A 15,376-nucleotide genomic window follows, 5' to 3' on the forward strand; every position below is an offset into this window, starting at 1 on the left:
TTATAAAGTACCGTGTGGACCTGATTACGCGATTAATCCGAAAGAGAGGGGCGATTTATGCGGTTTTTGAAGGTTTTTGGCGTGAAATCGGATGAATCCGAGCATTTTGTCAAGCGAAAGCTGCGGCAGCCCTGTTTTTTTATTGATTAAAAGATCTGAACTGAGTTTGAGGTATTTAACGTATGAATCTGGATTTTCCTTCAGAACTGAGTGACTTAAAACAAGACCTGTCCCGATTTGAACAGGCTTTGCAACACTTTGCGGCACGCCTCGGTCTGGACCTCACGCAGCACGAGGCGGACCACGTGGCGGTGCGCTGTCACCAGTTCGCCACGGCAGAACGTTGGAAAGCCGGGTTAATGCAAATCGGCGAGCAGTTTTCCGAAGCGATGATTAATGGACGGCCGATCTGCCTGTTTAAGTTGCATCAGCCGCTGCGCATCGCGGGCTGGCAGGTGGATGTGATCGAGCTGCCGTGGCCCGGTGAGAAGCTGTATCGCCATGAAGGCTGGGAGCATGTGGAAATTGTGTTGCGCGGCGAGCCGGAAACGCTGGGCATGCGTGCGATGGCGTTGCTGGCAGACGAGGCGCTGACGCAGCCGGGCATCGCGTTTAAAACCAGCACGCCGCAGGGTGAAAATGAACGTCTGCCCAATCCGACCTTAGCGGTGACGGACGGGCAAACTACCATCAAGTTTCATCCATGGCGGCTGGAGGAGATCGTTGCCAGCGAACAGACTTAGCGCCGCGCTGCCACCGCCTGCTGCAGGCGCGATACCGCCTGCTGCAGGGTGGCGTGCGTGCAGCCAAAGTTGAAGCGCACGAAGCGATCGTCGCCAAAATCACGGCCCGGCGAGAAACCGAGACCGTGTTTTTCGAAATACAGCGCCGGGCTGGCAACATCCAGCTGGCTGGCGTCAATCCAGCCGAGATAGCTGGCCTCTGGCGCGACCATGCTGAGTTCCGGCAGCGCATTCACCTGCTGCACCAGCCAGTCACGATTGGCGCGCAGGTAAGCAAGCTGGTCCGCCAGCCATGCATCACCGCCGCGCCATGCGGCTTCCGCCGCCACCAGCGCCAGAATATCCACGCCCGGTACGATGCCTTCACGCACCTGCTTAAAGCGTTTCCGCAGTTCGGGATGAGGGATAATGGCCATGGACGCACCCAGCCCGGCGATGTTGAAGGTTTTAGACGGCGAAATCAGGGTGATGCTGCGCTGGGCGGCATCTTCGCTCAGCGAGGCAAACGGAATGTGCTGTACGCCGGGCGTTAACAGCAGGTCACAATGGATTTCATCGGAGCACACCAGCAAATCGTGGCGTTGGGCAAAGGCCAGCTGCGCCTCCAGCTCATCACGGCGGTAGACGGTGCCGCCCGGATTCTGCGGATTGCACAGCATGAGCAGGCGCTCGTTGCCCTGCATCTGGCTGTCATCCAGCTGCATCACCCAGCGATCCTGCTGCAATTGCAATGGCAGATTGACCTGAGCGCGCTGCGCCAGCCGCGCCGCCGCGCGAAACGGCGGATAAATTGGCGTCGGTGCCACGGTGCTCTGCGACGACTCGGTAAATGCCCGGACCGATAAATTCAGTCCGCTTACCACGCCCGGCAGCAACACAATCCATTCCGGCTCAATCTGCCAGCCATAGCGCTGGGCTAAGCGGGAAATAGTGATATCAATCAAACCGTGCGGCGTCGCGCCGTAGCCGAATACACCGTGATCAGCACGCTGTTTAATGGCCTCAATGATGCACGGCGGCGAGCGAAAATCGGTGTCGGCAACCCACAAAGGCAACACATCGCGATCACCATATTTGTGCCATTTCAAACTATCGCTGTGACGACGGTCTATCCCTTGATCAAAATCGAATGCCATAGTGCGCTTTCCACGTAAACTGTCTGAATGAGCAGACTAACTGATGCACTCCTCCCGAGCCAGCAGTCATGAAAAGGAGCAAGGTATGACGAAACTGGAAATTTGTTGCTATGGCATCGACTGCGCAATGACTGCGCAGGCGTCCGGTGCCGATCGCGTGGAGCTGTGCAGTGCTCCGCGTGAAGGCGGACTGACACCTTCGGCGGGTATGCTGGAAGCCGCACAACGTGAACTGACCATTCCGGTCCACCCGATCGTGCGGCCGCGCGGCGGCGATTTTTGTTACACCGCACGCGAATTTGAGGTGATGAAATCGGACGTGGCGCGCATTCGCGAGCTGGGTTTTCCTGGCCTGGTGATTGGCATGCTGGACGAAGATGCGCACGTCGACACGGTTCGCATGCAGCAGATTATGGCGCTGTGCGACGGCATGGCGGTGACCTTCCATCGCGCCTTTGATTTGTGCCACAGCCCGAAGCGTTCGCTGGAGGTGCTGACTGATTTAGGGATCGCCCGCATTCTGACTTCCGGTCAGCAGCAGAGCGCTGAAACCGGAATTGCATTATTACGGGAACTAAATGAATACAGCACCGGTCCAATCATTATGGCAGGGGCAGGCGTGCGCCTCAGCAATCTGCAAAAGTTCCTCGACAGCGGATTGCAGGAAGTCCACAGCTCCGCCAGCCGTGCCGTCGCGTCACCGATGCGCTACCGTAAAGCCGGTGTCTCGATGTGTTCTGAAGCGGAAACCGATGAATTCAGCCGCTCCTGTGTCGATGGCGATGTCGTCGAAGCCATGAAGAGCATGATGCAGATGAGCGTTGACCGGGTCGCCTGACCCGTACCAATTTTGCCGCGCAGCACGCCGAAAACCTGACGTGATGTTTGCAAGTACCAAACCCCAGTTCCTTGCTGGGGTTCTTTTTGTCTGCCGCTTCGCCATGAATAGCGCATTGGTGAAAAAGATGCTTTGATTACTCTATGGCTTAACGCGCGGATAACGCTGATGAAATCCCTCCCTTATGCTGTTGTGATTCTGCTGTTCCCCGTTGCCGGCGCGGCGCTGGCCGCCAGCAGCACCTGCCCGCCGCTGAGCAAAAACATCACCAGCAGCAACAACTGGATTATGCTGGGCGGCGATGCCAAAGGCGCGGTGCGCCAGGTGGTGGCCGGGGAGTTTGGTAAAGACGTCAACTCGCAGAAGCGCGTGCTCGGGCAGTTTGACCAGTGCGGCGATCTGATGGTGGCTGACATCACCTATGACAAAAGCGAAGGCAACGTGGTGCTGAGCATGGAGCAGCATATCGCGCGCGTGCAGCGCGGCTGGGTGGCTGACTATGCTTATCTGGTTAAAGTGACCCGCGCGGGCAAAGAGGAAGTGGTAGATAACCGGCAGGGCACCATCAGCTGGCAGATGGGGCAACACGGCAACATCATCAGCGCCTCGGACAAATTTACCAGCATGGGAAAAGAGGGCTTTACCGATACCACTTACCGCTACGATAAACACTTCCGGCTGGAAAAAAGTATCGCGCGCGGCAGTGATGCGCTGACCAACGGCGAGAATACCTGGCGCTGGAATCCGCAGGGGCTGGTGGTGGCATCCACCAGCGCGCGCAGCAAAGAGACCTACAGCTACGATAATCAGTGGCGCGAACTGCGGCTGCACGGCACCTCGACCACGCCGGTCAGCACTTTGCGATCGGTGGATGAGTGTCAGCTGTGGGATGAGGTAGGCAATTGCACGCTGAGCTATTTGCATGAGACCGAAGTGTTTGCCAAAGGCACCATTGAGCGGCATCTGAGTTCGGCCTACAAATATCAGTACTGGGATCGTCCGGCGACGGGCAATTGATGCGCCGTCGCGTATGCTGTTCTGTGCACAACCCGGGAGCCCATCATGACACTGGTTATTTCATTCCTTTTCGCCATTACCCTGCTTACGTTGACGCCCGGCTTCGATACCGCGCTGGTGCTGCGTTCGGCGGCTGCGCAGGGCTGGCAGCGTGCCTCGGCGACGGCATTGGGCGTTACGCTCGGCTGTCTGGTGTGGGGCGTGGCGGTCGGGCTGGGCTTAGGCGCGCTGCTGCTGGCTTCGGAAATGGCTTATAACCTGCTGAAAGGCATCGGTGCTGTGTACCTGCTGTATCTCGGCGTCAGACTACTGCTCAACCCGCGCAGTACGGTGGCCAGCGGGCAGGAGGGGCAAAAGCGGGAAGAGCGCTATCTGACCTGCTTCGCGCGTGGCCTGACCGGTAACCTGCTCAATCCCAAAGTCGGGGTTTTTTACGTCACCTTTCTGCCGCAGTTTATCCCGGCCGGCGGATCGGTGGCGCTGTGGTGCACGCTGATGGCGCTCACCCACATGGTGATTGGCTTAGTGTGGAACGCGGTATTGATTAGCGGCAGCCAGTACTTTGCCGGTCATCTGCGCCGTCCGGCAGTGTTAAAAGTGATGGATCGCCTGACCGGCTGCGTGTTTATTGGTTTCGCCGCGAAGCTGGCGCTGTCGCGGCGTTAAGCGTTACGGTTTGCGCGCCACCAGCACGGCACGCAGCGGGGCGGGATAGCCTTCAATCGTTTTGCTGCTGTCGTGCGGATCGAGGAACTCCGCCAGCGATTCGCTGGTCATCCAGTCGGTGCGACGCTGCTCTTCCACCGAGGTGATGGCGTAATCGGCGATGCGCACATCAACAAAACCGCACTTCTCCAGCCAGTTTTTCAGCGCCGCCGCAGACGGAATAAAGTAAACGTTGCGCATCTGCGCATAGCGTTCACCCGGCACCAGCACCGCGTTTTCATCGCCTTCAATCACCAGTGTTTCCAGTACCAGTTCGCCGTCGCTGACCAGCTGATTTTTCAGCTGCAGCAGATGGTCGAGCGGCGAACGCCGGTGATAGAGCACGCCCATGGAGAACACGGTATCGAACGCCTGCAGCGCCGGTAGTTGCTCAATGCCCAGCGGCAGCAGATGCGCACGGCGATCGTCACCCAGCAGCTTACGCACCGCTTCGAACTGGCACAGGAACAGCTGCATCGGATCGATACCGACCACCAGCTGCGCGCCGGCACCAATCATGCGCCACATGTGATAACCGCTGCCGCAGCCCACATCCAGCACGGTTCGACCGGCCAGCGAAGAGATATGCGGCAGCACGCGGTCCCACTTCCAGTCGGAGCGCCATTCGGTGTCGATGTCGCAGCCGTAGAGCGAAAACGGTCCTTTGCGCCACGGCATCAGGTTACGCAGCAGCTTTTCGATGCCGGCGCGCTGGCGATCGGTTAACGCGTCATGCTGCGCGCTGACGCTGTGCAGCAGATCGAGCTGCTGCGGCACCAGCAGCGGCAGATTGTCGACCGACTTCTCCCAGTTGCGAAAATGTCCGTGCAGGTTTTCACGCTGCCAGGCGGCGACCTGCGCCGGCAACACTTCCAGCCAGCTGGCGAGCGGGCCGGTGGCGATTTGCTGATAAAAACGGCCAAAATCAATCATTTCAACGCCACCAGTGAGCCAAAGTTAAAGCACTGGAACCACAATTCGGCATGGGCAAAGCCGGCGCTTTTCAGGCGGGCTTTATGCGTTTCCACGCTGTCCGTCAGCATCACGTTCTCCAGCATGCTGCGCTTCTGGCTGATCTCCAGCTCGCTGTAGCCGTTGGCGCGCTTAAAGTCGTGGTGCATGTTGAACAGCAGTTCGCCGACGTCGGCATCTTCAAAGCTGAACTTTTCCGACAGCACCAGCGCACCGCCCGGATTGAGGCCGGCAGCGATTTTTTGCAGCAGCGTCAGGCGCGCGTCCGGCTCGAGGAACTGCAGGGTAAAGTTGAGCACCACCAGTGAGGCGTTTTCGATGTGGATATCGCGGATATCCGCTTCCAGCACCTGCACCGGCGTAGCGGCGCGGAAGGCGTCGATGTGACGGCGGCAGCGTTCCACCATCGCCGGTGAATTATCGACGGCAATAATCTGGCAACCCGGTGCCTGAATATTGCGGCGCACCGCCAGCGTGGCCGCGCCCAGCGAGCAGCCGAGATCGTAAACCTGGCTGTTGGGCTGCACAAAGCGTTCTGCCAGCATGCCAATCATCGAAATGATGTTGGAGTAACCCGGCACCGAGCGCTGAATCATATCGGGAAAGACTTCAGCCACGCGCTCGTCAAAGGTCCAGTCACCCAGCTTATCGATGGGTGCGGAAAATAGCGTATCGCGGTCAGACATAATGAAAGGTCCGGAGAGAAAACGGAAAGGGCGCTATTCTGGCAGAAACTGCCGCAGGCTGCACCCGTTTCCCTGCGTTTAGAACAGGCTGGATTGTTGTGGCCAGGCGGGCAGCGGGCGCAGCGTCGGCTCCAGCTGTTGCAGCTGCGGCCAGAGCGCCTGCAGCAGCGGAAACACCGCGCCCATATCCGGCGTATGGATGAACAGCAGCGGGTCGCTGTCGTGCTGCCAGTCCGCCAGTTTTTGCTGCCAGACATCAAACAGCGGCAGGCTCTCCTCCACGCTGTCGCTGCCGATAAAGCGCACCATCGGCTGACCGGCAGTGCGCACCGCGTGCGTCGGCACACGCGGCTTTTGCGCGCGCGCATGCACGGCGGCCGGGCTGAGCGAGGCAGAGGCGTGCACCGGACGGCTGTCGAGTATCACCCGATTAACCCCGCGCTGATGCAGGCCGCGATTCAGCGCGCGCTCGGCCTCGCCTTTGGCAAAAAAGGCCGCATGGCGCACTTCCACGCCATAGTGAAAGCTGCGCGGCAGGCGATCGAGAAACGCCCACAAATCTGTCAGCTGCGCCGGTGAAAAGGCGGCGGGCAGCTGCAGCCAGTACTGGCCGATGCGCTGGCTGAGCGGATCCAGCAGGCGCAGAAATTCATTCACCAGCTCATCGCAGTTCTTCAGCGCCGCTTTGTGGCTGATGGTGTCAGGAAATTTAAAGCAGAAGCGAAAGGCGTCGTCAGTCATGTCATACCAGCGCTGCACCACTTCGGGTTTGGGCAGCGCGTAAAGCGTGGTGTTGCCTTCGACGCAGCCGAACAGCCGGGCGTAATCCGCCAGGGTTTCGATACCCAATACTCTCCAGTTGGCATGCTGCCATTGTGGTAATCCAATACGAAGTGTCAAAACTGCTCCTGCCTGCTGTGGCGCGGAAAATGCGCTGTACGTTACCTGGTTTTGCCACGGGCAGGAACCGATCGCGCGGCAAACGCTGACGATTTGTCCGCTTTGCGCGGGATCTGCTTATCCTGCCTGCCATTTTCCATTATAATAGCCGCCTTTTTTGCGGCAGCATCTCAGAAGGTTACGCGGCCTGATGCTGTCTGGCAGCAGCGGCGAAGTTAAAAGGATACGTTATGCGTACAGAATATTGCGGACAGCTCAATCTGTCTCATGTGGGTCAGCAAGTTACACTCTGCGGCTGGGTCAATCGCCGTCGCGATCTCGGCAGCCTGATTTTTATCGATATGCGTGACCGCGAAGGCATCGCGCAGGTGTTTTTCGATGCCGATCATCAGCAGGCTTTCCAGCTGGCGTCTGAACTGCGTAATGAATTCTGTATCCAGATCACCGGTACTGTGCGTGCGCGTGAAGAGAAAAACCGCAACAGCGACATGGCCACCGGTGACATCGAAGTGTTCGCCCATGAGCTGAACATCATCAACCGCGCAGAACCGCTGCCGCTGGACTCTAACCAGACCAACAGCGAAGAAGCGCGTCTGACCTATCGCTACCTCGACCTGCGTCGTCCGGAAATGGCGCAGCGTCTGAAAACCCGTGCCAGAATTACCAGCTTTGTGCGCCGCTTTATGGACGGTGAAGGCTTCCTCGACATCGAAACCCCGATGCTGACCAAAGCCACGCCGGAAGGCGCGCGTGACTACCTGGTGCCGAGCCGGGTGCACAAAGGTAAATTCTACGCGCTGCCGCAGTCACCGCAGCTGTTTAAACAGCTGCTGATGATGTCTGGTTTTGACCGCTACTATCAGATCGTCAAATGCTTCCGTGACGAAGACCTGCGTGCAGACCGTCAGCCGGAGTTCACCCAGATCGACGTGGAAACCTCGTTCATGAGCGCTGAGCAGGTGCGCAGCGTGATGGAGCGGATGATCCGTGAACTGTGGCTGGACATCAAAGGCGTCGACCTCGGTGACTTCCCGCAAATGACCTTTGCCGAAGCGATGAACCGCTATGGTTCGGATAAGCCAGACCTGCGTAACCCGATGGAGCTGGTGGACGTTGCTGACCTGCTGAAAAGCGTTGAATTCCAGGTGTTCGCCGGCCCGGCAAACGACCCGAAAGGGCGCGTTGCGGCGCTGCGCGTGCCGGGCGGTACCGCCCTGACGCGTAAGCAAATCGACGAATACGGCAGCTTTGTCGGCATTTACGGTGCCAAAGGTCTGGCGTGGATGAAGATCAATGCGCGCGCCAGCGGTTTCGACGGCGTGCAGAGCCCGGTGGCCAAATTCCTGACGCCGGAGATCGTTGAAGCTATTCTGCAGCGTACCGACGCGCAGGACGGCGACCTGATCTTCTTCGGCGCCGACCGTGCCAAAGTGGTGGCGGATGCACTGGGTGCACTGCGCCTGAAAGTGGGCCGTGACCTGCAAATCACCAATGATAAAGCCTGGGCTCCGCTGTGGGTGGTTGACTTCCCGATGTTCGAAGAGGACGACGAAGGCGGCCTGGCGGCGATGCACCATCCGTTCACCTCGCCAAAAGCGCTGACGGCGGAACAGCTGGCGGCCGATCCGACGCAGGCGGTGGCTAACGCCTACGATATGGTGATCAACGGTTATGAAGTGGGCGGCGGTTCGGTGCGTATCCACAGCGGCAATATGCAGCAGACAGTGTTTAGCATTCTGGGCATCAGCGAAGAAGAGCAGCGTGAGAAGTTTGGCTTCCTGCTGGATGCGCTGAAGTTCGGTACCCCGCCGCACGCAGGTCTGGCATTCGGTCTTGACCGTCTGACCATGCTGCTGACCGGCACCGACAATATCCGCGATGTGATTGCGTTCCCGAAAACCACTGCGGCGGCCTGTCTGATGACTGAAGCGCCAAGCGAAGCCAATCCGGCGGCGCTGGCGGACCTCGGTATCCAGATCGCGCCGAAGAAAGTCACTCCAGAGACGAAATAATGGGCTATAAACACCCGGTATCGGTGCTGGTGGTGATTTTTGCGCAAGATACCGGCCGGGTGTTAATGCTGCAGCGGCGCGATGACCCCAGCTTCTGGCAGTCGGTTACCGGCAGCCTGGAGCCGGGCGAAACGCCGGCGCAAACGGCGCAGCGCGAAGTGGCTGAAGAGCTGGCGATTGATATTGCCGCAGAGGGGCTGGTGCTGGAAGATTGCCACAAACAGATTGAGTTTGAGATCTTTCCGCACTATCGCCATCGTTATGCGCCGGGCATCACGCATAACCGGGAACACTGGTTCCGGCTGGCGCTGCCCGCCGAACGCCAGCCACTGCTGAGCGAGCATCTCGCCGCACAGTGGCTGACACCGGCCGCTGCCGCCGCACTAACCCGCTCATGGAGTAATCGTCAGGCAATTGACGAATTTATCTGAATGCCCGCCACCGCGCGTTTTTCCGGTGGTTTTATCGTTAAATTACAGACATACGGTGTAAGTCGAAAGATTTGCACCGCTAAAATAGAACAGTCAGGCGTCATCGGCGCAGCAAGGTTGTTCACCGCCAGCGCACAGCAACCGGAGCGTACATGAGTACGCGAGGATTGCGCGCACTGCCGGGGAACAAGATTGCCAGCAAGATAGCCTGCACCCTGTTAAAGATCGGAGAATATGTAAGATGGCTGGACATAGTAAATGGGCGAATACAAAGCACCGCAAAGCGGCTCAGGACGCCAAGCGCGGTAAAATCTTCACCAAAATCATTCGCGAGCTGGTAACAGCAGCCAAGCTGGGCGGTGGCGATGCCGGCTCCAACCCGCGTCTGCGCGCAGCGATGGACAAAGCCCTGTCCAACAACATGACGCGTGACACCATGAACCGTGCGATCGCGCGCGGCGTCGGCGGTGAAGATGACAGCAACATGGAAACCATCATCTATGAAGGTTACGGTCCGGGCGGCTCTGCGGTCATGGTGGAGTGTCTGAGTGATAACCGTAACCGTACCGTGGGCGAAGTGCGTCACGCCTTCAGCAAAACCGGCGGTAACCTCGGCACCGACGGTTCGGTCTCTTACCTGTTCAGCAAGAAAGGCGTGATCTCCTTCGCGCCAGGCCAGGACGAAGATGCTGTGATGGAAGCGGCGCTGGAAGCCGGTGCAGAAGACGTCGTGAGCTATGACGATGGCGCGATTGACGTCTTTACCGCGTGGGAAGAGCTGGGCAGCGTGCGCGATGCACTGGAAGCCACCGGTCTGAAAGCCGACAGTGCTGAAGTGTCGATGATTCCATCAACCAAAGCGGAACTGGATGCCGAGACGGCTCCTAAGCTGCTGCGTCTGATCGACATGCTGGAAGATTGTGATGATGTGCAGGAAGTTTACCATAACGGTGAAATTTCTGATGAGGTAGCGGAAACGCTGTAATGGCGTTACGCAAACCCCTGCAATACGGAGACGCGCTATGGCGATAATACTCGGGATTGACCCCGGCTCGCGCGTCACCGGCTACGGTGTCATCCGCCAGACCGGCCGCCAGCTCAGCTATCTGGGCAGCGGCTGTATCCGCACTAACGTCACCGATCTGCCTTCCCGCCTCAAACTGATTTACGCTGGCGTCAGCGAAATCATCACCCAGTTCGCGCCGGATTACTTCGCCATTGAGCAGGTGTTTATGGCGAAGAACGCGGATTCGGCGCTCAAGCTGGGGCAGGCGCGTGGCGCGGCAATTGTCGCAGCAGTCAACCTTGATCTGCCGGTGTTTGAGTATGCGGCCCGTCAGGTGAAGCAGACGGTAACCGGCATCGGTAGCGCGGAAAAAAGCCAGGTGCAGCACATGGTGCGCACGCTGCTCAAACTGCCGGCCAATCCGCAGGCGGATGCCGCCGATGCGCTGGCCATCGCCATCACCCATTGCCACGTCAGCCAGAATGCGGCGCGCATGAGCGACAGCAAACTGGTGCTGACGCGCGGACGTTTGCGATCCGGTTAGCAAAAGCGTGGCCATTCAATAGGCTGGATATGCATCCAGCCTTTTTTATGATATACATAGCCGACATTTTACCTCCAGCAGGCGCGCGGTTTAGCGCGGTGTGGCAGGAGGCCGATGATTCAGACGCTTACACATACACTAAGGAATTGCTCAGGTGATTGGTCGTTTACGAGGCATTATTCTGGAAAAACAGCCGCCGCTGGTGCTGATTGAGGCGCACGGTGTGGGTTACGAAGTGCACCTGCCAATGACCTGCTTTTACGAGCTGCCGGACATCAACCAGGAAGCGATTATCTTCACCCAGTTTGTGGTGCGGGAAGATGCGCAGCTGCTGTTCGGGTTTAACAGTAAGCAGGAGCGGGCGCTGTTCCGTGAGCTGATCAAAGTCAACGGCGTCGGGCCCAAACTGGCGCTGGCGATTCTCTCCGGCATGTCGGCGCAGCAGTTTGTCACTGCGGTGGAGCGCGAAGAGATCGCCTCGCTGGTGAAGCTGCCGGGCGTGGGCAAGAAAACCGCTGAGCGTCTGGTGGTTGAGATGAAAGATCGCTTCAAAGGCATGCACGGCGACCTGTTTGGTGGCGACTCGGCGTTTACCCTGACCACACCGTCGGCACAGCAGGATAACAACGACGCCGAGGCTGAAGCAGTTGCAGCGCTGGTAGCGCTGGGTTATAAACCGCAGGAAGCCAGCCGTATGGTCAGCAAGGTTGGCAAACCAGATGCGGATTGTGAAACCCTGATTCGCGAAGCCCTGCGCGCTGCTATTTGAGGTAATGCATGATTGAAGCCGACCGCCTGGTCTCGGGCAGTTCTTTCACTGAGGAAGAGAGCCTCGACCGCGCTATTCGCCCCAAACTGCTGACGGAATATGTCGGGCAGCCGCAGGTGCGCGAGCAGATGGAGATTTTCATCCAGGCCGCCAAACTGCGCGGCGATGCGCTGGACCACCTGCTGATCTTTGGTCCGCCCGGGCTGGGCAAAACCACGCTGGCCAACATCGTGGCTAATGAGATGGGCGTCAATCTGCGCACCACGTCCGGTCCGGTGCTGGAAAAGGCCGGTGACCTGGCGGCGATGCTCACCAACCTTGAACCACACGACGTCCTGTTTATTGATGAAATTCATCGTCTGTCGCCGGTAGTGGAAGAGGTGCTGTATCCGGCGATGGAAGATTATCAGTTGGATATCATGATCGGTGACGGACCTGCAGCGCGCTCGATCAAACTGGATTTGCCGCCGTTTACCCTGATTGGTGCGACCACCCGTGCGGGCTCGCTCACCTCACCGCTGCGCGATCGCTTTGGGATCGTGCAGCGCCTGGAATTCTACAATGTGCCGGATCTGCAGCACATCGTCGGACGCAGCGCCGCCTGCCTGGGGCTAACGCTGAGCGAAGAGGGCGCGCTGGAAGTGGCGCGCCGTGCGCGCGGTACGCCGCGTATCGCCAACCGCCTGCTGCGCCGTGTACGTGACTTCGCCGAAGTGCGCGCCAGTGGCAACATGAGTGGCGAAGTCGCCGCCAGCGCGCTGGATATGCTCAATGTGGACAATCAGGGCTTCGACTATATGGACCGCAAGCTGCTGCTGGCGATCATTGACAAGTTCATGGGCGGTCCGGTGGGGCTGGATAATCTGGCGGCGGCGATTGGTGAGGAGCGTGAAACCATCGAGGACGTTATCGAACCCTTCCTGATCCAGCAGGGCTTTATTCAGCGCACGCCGCGCGGCCGGATGGCCACGCAGCACGCCTATAAGCATTTCGGCATCAGCCGCGAAGAGTAACCGGCGTCACGCCGCCGGTTTTTTTGCCATGCTGATAATGAACAGTACCGCAGCACACAGCACCACCGACGGACCGGCCGGGGTGTCGTAGCTGGCAGAGAAAGTCAGGCCACCAGTGACGGCAATGATGCCGATGAGCACCGCAAAGCCGGCCATCTGTTCTGGCGAACGCGAGAAGCGTCGCGCCGTGGCGGCCGGAATGATCAGCAGTGAAGTAATGATCAGCGCGCCAACAAATTTCATCGCCACACCAATGGTCAGCGCGGTTACCAGCATCAGCATCAGGCGGGTACGCTGAATGTTTACGCCGTCTACCTGCGCCAGCTCCGGACTGATGGTCATCGACAGCAGCGAACGCCATTGCCACGCCATCACCACCAGCACGATTGCCACGCCGCCCGCCATCAGCGACAAATCGTCCGGGGTGATCGCCAGCAAATCGCCAAACAGATAGGCCATCAAATCAACGCGCACGCCCTGCATCAGACTGACCACCACCAGACCCAGCGACAGCGCGCTGTGCGCCATAATCCCTAACAGCGTATCGATCGCCAGATGCGGGCGTCGCTCCAGCCACACCAGCCCGAGCGCCAGACAGACGGTGACCAGAATCACCGCATAATAAGGGTTGACGTTGAGCAGCAGACCAAACGCCACGCCGAGCAGAGAGGCGTGGGCGAGCGTGTCGCCAAAATAGGACATGCGGCGCCAGACGACAAAAGAGCCGAGCGGACCGGCCGCCAGGGCCAGCAATACGCCGCCCAGCCAGCCGGGTAATAACAGTTCAATCATGACGGGCCGTTTCCTTTGCGCAGAACAATGCGTCCCTGTAAATCGTGACGGTGATTATGGTGATGGCGGTAAATCGCCAGCTGCTGTGCGCCGCGCGGGCCAAACATGGCGATAAATTCCGGATGCTGCGAAACGGCTTCCGGCGTGCCGGAACAGCAGATGTGATGGTTGAGGCACAGCACTTCGTCGGTCTTTGCCATCACCAGATGCAGGTCGTGCGACACCATCAGCACGCCGCAGTTGAGCTCGCGTCGCAGTTGATCGATCAAATCGTATAGCGCCACCTGACCGTTAACATCCACGCCCTGCGTCGGTTCGTCCAGCACCAGCAGCTGCGGCTGGTTGAGCAGGGCGCGCGCCAGCAGCACGCGCTGCGTTTCGCCGCCAGACAGTTTTTGCAGCGGTGACTGCAGCAGATGGCCGGCCTGCACCCGCTTCAGCGCCGGCAGAATATCGTCACGGCGACTGCCGCGCGTCAGACGCATAAAGCGCTCAACGCTGATCGGCAGCGTCGGATCAATGTGCAGCTTTTGCGGCACATAGCCAATACGCAGCCCCGGCGCGCGGCGGACGCTGCCGCTGTCTGGCGTGAGCAGGCCGAGTACCGTGCGCACCAGCGTGGACTTGCCGGCTCCGTTGGGGCCCAGCAGAGTGAGAATTTTGCCCGGCTGCAGCGACAGGCTGATGCCTGCCAGCACCGCGCGCTGGCCAAATTTCACCGAAATGTTTTCGAGTGTAACAAGTGACGACATGATATTTACGGGTTGCATTGAATTTCGAATGTTATAATATCACATTCCATCACATGGTCACGATGGAATGACGCATTATGTTACACAATAAAAAGCGCCTGGCTTTTACCCTTTCTGCGGCGACGTTAAGCCTCGCCACCACGTTTTCCGCGCAGTCTGCGGTGGTGGCTTCAATCAAGCCTCTCGGATTTATCGCAGCCGCCATTGCCGATGGCATTACGCCGGTTGAAGTATTGCTGCCGGACGGTGCCTCAGAGCACGATTATGCCTTACGTCCATCCGATGTAAAACGTATTAAAAACGCTGACTTAGTAGTTTGGACCGGTCCGGAGATGGAAGCCTTTCTGACGAAGTCCGCCGGAGAGTTACCGGCCAGTAAGAACCTCGAAATTGCCGCCTTGCCTGGCGTAAAACCGCTATTGATTAGCGGCGGTGAAGATGAGGACGAACATGAGCACGGTCACGATCACGACCATGACTCAGACAATTCTGAGAAGCAAGACCCGTCTCATACTCATCACCACCACGGCGAGTTTAATATGCACCTGTGGATGTCGCCGGAGATTGCGAAACAATCTGCTGTTGCAATCCACGGAAAATTATTGGAACTTATGCCGCAAAGCAAAGCCAAACTTGACGCCAACCTGCAGCAGTTTGAGGCACAATTGGCGGACACAGACAAACGGATTGGCGCACAACTCGCGCCGGTACGGAACAAGGGTTATTTCGTTTTTCACGACGCTTACAGCTACTTTGAGAAACATTACGGTTTATCACCATTAGGTCATTTTACCGTCAATCCTGAGATCCAGCCGGGCGCCCAGCGTTTACATCAAATACGAACACAGTTGGTTGAGCAGAAAGCAGTCTGCGTTTTTGCTGAACCACAATTCAGGCCGGCGGTCATCGATGCCGTGTCTCGCGGAACCAGCGTGCGTAAAGGCACCCTCGACCCGTTAGGCATGGGAATCAGCTTAACCAAAGACAGCTACGTGAAATTCCTCTCACAGCTGTCAAGCCAGTATGCGAGCTGCCTGAATGGAGCATAGAGGAATAGGTA

Annotated in this window: 17 protein-coding genes; 11 read left to right on the top strand and 6 right to left on the bottom strand. The window is 58.4% G+C overall.

The window, feature by feature from the left end; genetic code table 11:
- The first annotated feature begins 182 nt into the window (after positions 1–182).
- A complete protein-coding gene (locus QMM04_RS07425; RefSeq protein ID WP_241798680.1) occupies positions 183–743 on the top strand; it encodes a VOC family protein in 561 nt (186 codons plus the stop codon).
- Here QMM04_RS07425 and QMM04_RS07430 read toward each other — a convergent pair.
- The gene (locus tag QMM04_RS07430) at positions 740–1,879 is read right to left on the bottom strand and encodes a PatB family C-S lyase (protein WP_125310396.1); all 1,140 of its coding nucleotides are present in this window, start codon (positions 1,877–1,879) and stop codon (positions 740–742) included. The genes QMM04_RS07425 and QMM04_RS07430 overlap by 4 nt on opposite strands.
- Positions 1,880–1,964: 85 nt before the next feature.
- Here QMM04_RS07430 and cutC point away from each other — a divergent pair, with 85 nt between their 5' ends.
- From cutC to QMM04_RS07445, 3 genes are all read left to right on the top strand, one after another.
- On the top strand, positions 1,965–2,717 hold the full coding sequence (gene cutC, locus QMM04_RS07435; protein WP_021509959.1) for a copper homeostasis protein CutC: 753 nt from the start codon (positions 1,965–1,967) through the stop codon (positions 2,715–2,717).
- 168 nt (positions 2,718–2,885) lie between these two features.
- Positions 2,886–3,734, top strand: a complete 849-nt coding sequence (locus QMM04_RS07440) for a hypothetical protein (protein WP_059009769.1) — start codon at positions 2,886–2,888, stop codon at positions 3,732–3,734.
- 45 nt (positions 3,735–3,779) lie between these two features.
- Positions 3,780–4,400, top strand: coding sequence for a LysE family translocator (locus QMM04_RS07445; RefSeq protein ID WP_059009766.1), 621 nt, complete (start codon positions 3,780–3,782; stop codon positions 4,398–4,400).
- A gap of 3 nt (positions 4,401–4,403) precedes the next feature.
- On the opposite strand, the gene cmoB is transcribed toward QMM04_RS07445, so the two are convergent.
- The 3 genes from cmoB to QMM04_RS07460 all read right to left on the bottom strand — a co-directional run bounded on the left by cmoB (position 4,404) and on the right by QMM04_RS07460 (position 6,997).
- Positions 4,404–5,372 carry a tRNA 5-methoxyuridine(34)/uridine 5-oxyacetic acid(34) synthase CmoB gene (cmoB, locus tag QMM04_RS07450; RefSeq protein WP_021509962.1) on the bottom strand — a complete coding sequence of 323 codons (969 nt, stop codon included), beginning with the start codon at positions 5,370–5,372 and terminating at the stop codon, positions 4,404–4,406.
- Positions 5,369–6,097, bottom strand: a complete 729-nt coding sequence (gene cmoA, locus QMM04_RS07455; protein WP_058757507.1) for a carboxy-S-adenosyl-L-methionine synthase CmoA — start codon at positions 6,095–6,097, stop codon at positions 5,369–5,371. Before cmoA ends, cmoB begins: the two co-directional genes overlap by 4 nt.
- Before the next feature lie 78 nt (positions 6,098–6,175).
- A complete protein-coding gene (locus tag QMM04_RS07460) occupies positions 6,176–6,997 on the bottom strand; it encodes a DUF72 domain-containing protein (RefSeq protein WP_104188964.1) in 822 nt (273 codons plus the stop codon).
- 230 nt (positions 6,998–7,227) lie between these two features.
- Here QMM04_RS07460 and aspS point away from each other — a divergent pair, with 230 nt between their 5' ends.
- The 6 genes from aspS to ruvB all read left to right on the top strand — a co-directional run bounded on the left by aspS (position 7,228) and on the right by ruvB (position 12,772).
- Positions 7,228–9,009, top strand: coding sequence for an aspartate--tRNA ligase (aspS, locus tag QMM04_RS07465; RefSeq protein WP_282995923.1), 1,782 nt, complete (start codon positions 7,228–7,230; stop codon positions 9,007–9,009).
- A complete protein-coding gene (gene nudB, locus QMM04_RS07470) occupies positions 9,009–9,440 on the top strand; it encodes a dihydroneopterin triphosphate diphosphatase (protein ID WP_058771222.1) in 432 nt (143 codons plus the stop codon). Before aspS ends, nudB begins: the two co-directional genes overlap by 1 nt.
- 241 nt (positions 9,441–9,681) lie before the next feature.
- Positions 9,682–10,425 carry a YebC/PmpR family DNA-binding transcriptional regulator gene (locus QMM04_RS07475; RefSeq protein WP_021509967.1) on the top strand — a complete coding sequence of 248 codons (744 nt, stop codon included), beginning with the start codon at positions 9,682–9,684 and terminating at the stop codon, positions 10,423–10,425.
- 37 nt (positions 10,426–10,462) lie between these two features.
- Positions 10,463–10,990 (top strand): crossover junction endodeoxyribonuclease RuvC, encoded by a 528-nt coding sequence (gene ruvC / locus QMM04_RS07480; RefSeq protein ID WP_021509968.1) that lies wholly within the window; start codon positions 10,463–10,465, stop codon positions 10,988–10,990.
- A gap of 154 nt (positions 10,991–11,144) precedes the next feature.
- Positions 11,145–11,759: a Holliday junction branch migration protein RuvA gene (ruvA, locus tag QMM04_RS07485; RefSeq protein WP_021509969.1), complete on the top strand. Its 615-nt coding sequence runs from the start codon at positions 11,145–11,147 to the stop codon at positions 11,757–11,759.
- Between the two features lie 8 nt (positions 11,760–11,767).
- Positions 11,768–12,772: a Holliday junction branch migration DNA helicase RuvB gene (ruvB, locus tag QMM04_RS07490; protein ID WP_021509970.1), complete on the top strand. Its 1,005-nt coding sequence runs from the start codon at positions 11,768–11,770 to the stop codon at positions 12,770–12,772.
- Between the two features lie 6 nt (positions 12,773–12,778).
- Here ruvB and znuB read toward each other — a convergent pair whose 3' ends face one another.
- Both znuB and znuC read right to left on the bottom strand, forming a co-directional pair.
- Complete coding sequence (gene znuB, locus QMM04_RS07495; RefSeq protein ID WP_021509971.1) at positions 12,779–13,564, bottom strand: zinc ABC transporter permease subunit ZnuB; 786 nt, start codon at positions 13,562–13,564, stop codon at positions 12,779–12,781.
- The gene (gene znuC / locus QMM04_RS07500; RefSeq protein WP_058774752.1) at positions 13,561–14,316 is read right to left on the bottom strand and encodes a zinc ABC transporter ATP-binding protein ZnuC; all 756 of its coding nucleotides are present in this window, start codon (positions 14,314–14,316) and stop codon (positions 13,561–13,563) included. The genes znuB and znuC overlap by 4 nt, the downstream gene beginning before the upstream one ends.
- 77 nt (positions 14,317–14,393) lie before the next feature.
- On the opposite strand from znuC, the gene znuA reads away from it, so the two are divergent.
- The gene (znuA, locus tag QMM04_RS07505; protein ID WP_282995924.1) at positions 14,394–15,365 is read left to right on the top strand and encodes a zinc ABC transporter substrate-binding protein ZnuA; all 972 of its coding nucleotides are present in this window, start codon (positions 14,394–14,396) and stop codon (positions 15,363–15,365) included.
- Positions 15,366–15,376: the final 11 nt, after the last annotated feature.

The sequence above is a fragment of the Pantoea sp. Pa-EAmG genome (assembly GCF_030024295.1).
In the GTDB taxonomy this organism is placed as follows: domain Bacteria; phylum Pseudomonadota; class Gammaproteobacteria; order Enterobacterales; family Enterobacteriaceae; genus Pantoea; species Pantoea dispersa.